Consider the following 5,744-nt stretch of genomic DNA (forward strand, 5'->3'; position numbering starts at 1 on the left):
CAAACTCGGTACGTAATGACATGGTATCTCTCGCATCCCAGGGCATAAGCGACTCCATAAACGGGTTCTTATGCCTTAGTTGTAAGTGTCTACCATGTCCCCGAACAAGTGTTCATGATGTCCCCGGACCGTACACCCAAAGGGGCGAGGGGATGGTTTTTCCCTCTCCCTTTTAGGGAGAGGGCCGGGGTGAGGGTTAGTCAAATTTCTGCTATTCTGCCCGCGCAATTAAGGGGGCAGCATGCTTAACATCGTTTTATTCGAACCAGAAATCCCGCCGAATACCGGCAATATCATCCGCCTGTGCGCCAACACCGGATTTCGTCTGCATATCATCGAACCTATGGGTTTTACCTGGGATGATAAGCGTCTGCGCCGGGCCGGGCTGGATTACCACGAATTTACCGCTGTGAAGCGCCATGCTGACTATGCCGCCTTCGTTGAAGCCGAACAGCCTCAGCGCCTGTTTGCCCTCACAACGAAGGGCACGCCTGCTCACAGCGCGGTGAGCTATCAGGATGGGGATTTTTTGATGTTTGGCCCGGAAACACGCGGCCTGCCAGCCAGCATTCTTGATGCCCTGCCGCAATCACAGAAAATCCGTATTCCGATGATGCCAGACAGCCGCAGCATGAATCTGTCCAATGCGGTGTCAGTGGTGGTGTATGAAGCCTGGCGTCAGCTGGGTTATCCGGGTGCGGTATTGCGGAGTTGATACGTTTGCCGGGTGGCGGCTATGCCTGACCCGGCCTACAAACCACGTAGGCCCGGTAAGCGCCACCGGGCAGTCAATCAAATGCCGTCACCAAACTCAAAGGTATGGTGAATGCCGTTGAAGTGCTGGTCCATATCCATCGCGGGTTTATCGCTGTCTGGCTTGCCAACAATACGCGCTGGCACACCTGCTGCTGTCGTATGCGGTGGCACCGGTTGTAAGACGACAGAACCCGCCCCAATCTTCGCACCACGCCCGACTTCGATATTGCCGAGAATTTTTGCTCCTGCGCCAATCATCACCCCTTCGCGAATTTTCGGGTGACGGTCGCCGCTGGTTTTCCCTGTACCGCCGAGCGTCACGGATTGCAGGATTGAGACGTCGTTTTCGATAACCGCTGTTTCCCCCACCACGATGCCTGTGGCGTGGTCGAGCATGATCCCCCGGCCAATTTTTGCTGCCGGGTGAATGTCGACCTGGAAGGTCACCGACACCTGATTTTGCAGGAAAATCGCCAGCGCGCGACGCCCCTGATTCCACAGCCAGTGGCCGATGCGATAGGCCTGCAGCGCATGGAACCCTTTCAGATAGAGCAACGGTGTGGAGTATTTGTCGACTGCCGGGTCGCGGGTGCGCACGGCCTGAATATCACAGGCGGCGGAGGCGATCATTTCCGGGTCGGCGGCGTAAGCCTCTTCCACCACTTCACGAATCGCGATGGCAGGCATGATTGAGGAGGCAAGCTTATTGGCGAGCATGTAGCTCAGCGCGCTGCCCAGGTTTTCGTGCTTCAGGAGCGTGGCGTGGTAAAAACTGGCAAGCATGGGCTCGCAGTCAGCCAACGCGCGAGCTTCGGCTTTGATATTGTTCCAGACAATTTCCAGTTCTTCACACGGCATTGCATACTCCAGAAGCGATGATAATGGCCGGTCAGTTCTGTGCCGACCGGGCCATTCAGGTAACAACGATTCCTTGCGATTAGCGGTGGCTGCGCTCTTCCTTGCTGGCGCGACCTAATAAGGTCAATGCTGCCTCGCGCGCGTTTTTTCCGCAATACAATACCTGATAAATTTCCTCGGTTATTGGCATTTCGACACCAAAACGGTGGGCAAGTGCCCTCACCTCTTTGGTATTGCGGTAGCCTTCAACCACCTGGCCAATCGCATCCTGTGCGCTTTGTACGTCTTTGCCCTGGCCAAGCGCCATGCCAAAACGACGGTTGCGCGACTGGTTGTCGGTGCAGGTCAGCACTAAATCGCCCAGCCCTGCCATCCCCATAAAGGTGGAAGGGTCAGCACCTAACGCGGCACCCAGGCGTGACATTTCTGCCAGACCACGGGTAATCAGCGCCGTACGTGCGTTGGCGCCAAAGCCAATGCCGTCGGACATGCCTGCGCCAATCGCGATGACGTTTTTCACCGCCCCACCCAGCTGCACACCGATAAAATCAGGGTTGCTGTAGACGCGGAAGCTTTTGCCGCAGTGCAGCAGCTTTTGCAAATCATCGGCAAATTGCGGATCGGTGGAGGCCAGGGCAATCGCCGTTGGCATGCCTGCCGCCAGCTCTTTCGCGAAGGTTGGCCCGGAAATCACCGCCAGCGGGATAGCCTCACCCAACGCTTCGCGGGCGACATCCTGCAGCAAACGACCGGTTTCTGCTTCCAGCCCTTTTGTGGCCCATACCAGGCGCGCATCAGGACGTAGCAACGGTTTCAGCTGACGCAGCACTTCGCCAAACACATGGCTTGGCACGACGACCAGAATATCGCGGCTGGCGGCTAACGCTTTGGCGAGATCGGTTTCGAGATGCAGCGTATCGGGGAAAGGCACATCGGGAAGGAAAGCCGTATTACAACGGTCACGTTGCAACAGCTCGATATGTTTTGGGTCGTGGCCCCAGAGCACAACATCGTGCCCGTTTCTTGCCAGGGTGATGGCAAGAGCGGTGCCGTACGAACCGGCACCGATCACAGTCATTGCAGCTTTACGTGCGTTCATCAGGCATCCTGATGTTGTTCAGCACCTTCGCCAGCCTGCTGCTGCAGATAGTTCATGAACAGCGCATCAAAGTTCACTGGCGCAAGGTTCAGTTGCGGGAATGTACCGCGACCCACCAGGCTGGTGATGCATTCGCGAGCATACGGGAACAGGATGTTCGGGCAGTATGCACCCAGGCAATGCGCCATCTGGTTACCGTCGATGCCTTCGATGGAGAAAATGCCGCCCTGCTGAACTTCACACAGGAACGCGGTTTCTTCACCCAGAGACGCGGTAACGGTCACACGCAGTACGACTTCGTATACGCCTTCAGCCAGTTGGGTAGAAGCCGTATCCAGATCAAGTTTAACCTCTGGCTGCCAGTCTTTCTGGAAAACATGTGGCGCATTTGGCGCTTCAAAGGAAACGTCTTTGGTGTAGATGCGCTGGATCTGGAAAGTCATTTCTGGGTTGTTTTGTTCTGACATCTTTTTGTCCTTAAAAGGGTTATTTCAGCAGGGGATCAAGTCCACCACGTGCATCAAGTGCATACAAGTCGTCACAGCCGCCAATGTGCTGTGCATCAATAAAAATCTGCGGCACCGTGGTGCGGCCACTACGTTCAATCATCTCTTCGCGCTTCGCCGCGTTACCATCAATGGGTAACTCCTGGAAACTGACGCCTTTTTCGTTCAGCAACGCTTTTGCGCGGTGGCAGAACGGACAAGTTGCTTTGGTGTAGATCTCGATATTGGCCATAACGTTACCTCAGATAATTACTTACCACGAACCAGCGGCAGGTTTTCACCGCTCCAGCCAGCAACACCTTCTTTCAGAACAAACACGCGCTCAAAGCCCGCTTTATTCAGTGCAGTGGCCGGATCCTGTGCCTGCATACCAGAACCATCAACAACAATGATGGGTTTATCTTTATGCTTTTCAAGCTCACCGAGGTTATTGGCTTTGATTTCAGTCGGCAGCAGGTTAATCGACCCCGCGATATGGCCTTTACGGAAATCGTCACGCTGACGTAAATCCACCACCACCGCCTCTTCTTTGTTGATAAGACGGGTCGCTTCGCCACGGGTGATCACCTTAATTTTCGAGGTTAACCCTTTGAATGTCGTGAACAGAACGGCTGCCAGTAAGCCAACCCAGGCAATGCTCAGGATAGGGTGGCGACTCACAAATTGCATAATTTCTTGCATGGGGGGTAATAACTCCCGACTCAGTGATTAAAATTCAGGAAAGGAGTATACCTGTGCGTTTGTGCAAATACAGCACGCGGACATAAGCTAATCCATTTTCTGCGGCCTGAAACGAAAAAATAAGAGCAAAAATAACCAAACTTACCGCCAGCCGGACCCGATCTTTGATCTTCCGAGGCAGATTTATCGATTCAGCTGTAGTAAAATTACGCAAATTTTTTATCTTGTGAGCATAGAGGTTGTCGCAATGTCTGATACTAAAAAACCGATGGTACTGGTGATTCTGGATGGCTACGGCTACCGCGAAGACCAGCAGGATAACGCGATTTTCAACGCGAAAACGCCGGTCATGGATGCCCTGTGGGCCAAGCGCCCCCACACGCTGATTGACGCCTCCGGCCTGGAAGTCGGTCTGCCAGACCGCCAGATGGGTAACTCCGAAGTGGGTCACGTCAACCTGGGCGCGGGCCGTATCGTGTATCAGGACCTGACGCGTCTGGACGTCGAAATTAAAGAACGTACGTTCTTTGAAAACAGCGTGCTGGCGGGTGCGGTTGATAAAGCGGTTGCCGCTGGCAAAGCCGTTCACATCATGGGCCTGCTGTCTGCCGGTGGCGTTCACAGCCACGAAGACCACATCCTGGCAATGGTAGAACTGGCGGCGCAGCGCGGTGCTGAAAAAATCTACCTGCACGCCTTCCTCGATGGCCGCGATACTCCGCCACGTAGCGCAAAATCCTCTCTGGCAACCTTTGAAGAGAAATTCGCCGCGCTGGGCAAAGGCCGCGTAGCGTCTATCGTAGGTCGTTACTTCGCGATGGACCGTGACAACCGCTGGGATCGCGTTGAGCAGGCCTATGACCTGATGACGCTGGCGAAAGGTGAATTCCAGTTCAACACCGCAGTGGAAGGTCTGGAAGCCGCCTATGCTCGCGACGAAAACGACGAATTCGTGAAAGCGACCGTTATCCGCGCTGAAGGCCAGGCTGACGCAGCCATGGAAGACGGCGATGCGCTGATCTTCATGAACTTCCGTGCCGACCGTGCTCGTGAAATCACCCGTGCTTTCGTGGACAAAGGCTTTGACGGCTTCGCGCGTAAGAAAGTGGTCAATCTCGACTACATCATGCTGACCCAATACGCGGCAGATATCGATGCTCCTTGCGCATACCCACCGGCTTCTCTCGAGAACACCTTTGGTGAGTGGATGGCGAAGAACGACAAAACGCAGCTGCGCATTTCTGAAACCGAGAAATATGCACACGTCACCTTCTTCTTCAACGGCGGCGTAGAAGAGTCGTTCGCAGGTGAAGAACGCATTCTGATTAACTCCCCGAAAGTCGCGACCTACGATCTGCAGCCAGAAATGAGCTCTGCGGAGCTGACCGAAAAACTGGTTGGTGCGATCAAAGGCGGCAAATTCGACGCCATTATCTGTAACTATCCGAACGGCGATATGGTCGGCCATACCGGCGTGATGGAAGCGGCAGTAAAAGCTATCGAAGCGCTGGATCACTGCATTGATGAAGTGAGCAAGGCTGTCGAATCCGTTGGCGGCCAGCTGCTGATCACCGCAGACCACGGCAACGCCGAGCAAATGCGCGACCCGTCCACCGGCCAGGCGCACACCGCGCACACCAACCTGCCGGTTCCGCTGATCTACGTTGGCGGCAAAGCGGTGAAAGCGGTTGAAGGCGGTAAGCTCTCTGATATCGCACCGACCATGCTGACGCTGATGGGGATGGAAATCCCGCAAGAGATGACTGGCAAGCCGCTGTTCATCGTGGAATAATCCCTCCCCATGAGGGGAAAGGCGATTTTTTCAAATACATGGATCGCGACGG

At 54.8% G+C, this 5,744-nt stretch carries 7 protein-coding genes; 2 read left to right on the forward strand and 5 right to left on the reverse strand.

Annotation, left to right across the window (positions count from 1 at the left end):
- Nucleotides 1-241 precede the first annotated feature (241 nt).
- Nucleotides 242-715, forward strand: coding sequence for a tRNA (uridine(34)/cytosine(34)/5-carboxymethylaminomethyluridine(34)-2'-O)-methyltransferase TrmL (gene trmL / locus ACRCWW_RS21485; RefSeq protein ID WP_438684219.1), 474 nt, complete (start codon nt 242-244; stop codon nt 713-715).
- Between the two features lie 77 nt (nt 716-792).
- On the opposite strand, the gene cysE is transcribed toward trmL, so the two are convergent.
- From cysE to ACRCWW_RS21510, 5 genes are all read right to left on the reverse strand, one after another.
- The gene (cysE, locus tag ACRCWW_RS21490) at nt 793-1,614 is read right to left on the reverse strand and encodes a serine O-acetyltransferase (protein WP_404656590.1); all 822 of its coding nucleotides are present in this window, start codon (nt 1,612-1,614) and stop codon (nt 793-795) included.
- Between the two features lie 79 nt (nt 1,615-1,693).
- Nucleotides 1,694-2,713: an NAD(P)H-dependent glycerol-3-phosphate dehydrogenase gene (gene gpsA, locus ACRCWW_RS21495; RefSeq protein ID WP_438684220.1), complete on the reverse strand. Its 1,020-nt coding sequence runs from the start codon at nt 2,711-2,713 to the stop codon at nt 1,694-1,696.
- Nucleotides 2,713-3,180, reverse strand: coding sequence for a protein-export chaperone SecB (gene secB / locus ACRCWW_RS21500; protein WP_330984726.1), 468 nt, complete (start codon nt 3,178-3,180; stop codon nt 2,713-2,715). Before secB ends, gpsA begins: the two co-directional genes overlap by 1 nt.
- 19 nt (nt 3,181-3,199) lie before the next feature.
- The gene (gene grxC, locus ACRCWW_RS21505) at nt 3,200-3,451 is read right to left on the reverse strand and encodes a glutaredoxin 3 (protein ID WP_404656588.1); all 252 of its coding nucleotides are present in this window, start codon (nt 3,449-3,451) and stop codon (nt 3,200-3,202) included.
- A gap of 17 nt (nt 3,452-3,468) precedes the next feature.
- Nucleotides 3,469-3,900 (reverse strand): rhodanese-like domain-containing protein, encoded by a 432-nt coding sequence (locus tag ACRCWW_RS21510; protein ID WP_330984724.1) that lies wholly within the window; start codon nt 3,898-3,900, stop codon nt 3,469-3,471.
- A 247-nt stretch (nt 3,901-4,147) separates the two neighbouring features.
- Between ACRCWW_RS21510 and gpmM the strand changes: the two genes are divergently transcribed.
- Entirely contained in the window at nt 4,148-5,692 is a 1,545-nt protein-coding gene (gene gpmM / locus ACRCWW_RS21515; RefSeq protein ID WP_438684221.1) for a 2,3-bisphosphoglycerate-independent phosphoglycerate mutase, read from the forward strand.
- The last annotated feature ends 52 nt before the right edge of the window (nt 5,693-5,744 follow it).

Source organism: Scandinavium sp., from assembly GCF_051650185.1.
In the GTDB taxonomy this organism is placed as follows: Bacteria; Pseudomonadota; Gammaproteobacteria; order Enterobacterales; family Enterobacteriaceae; genus Scandinavium.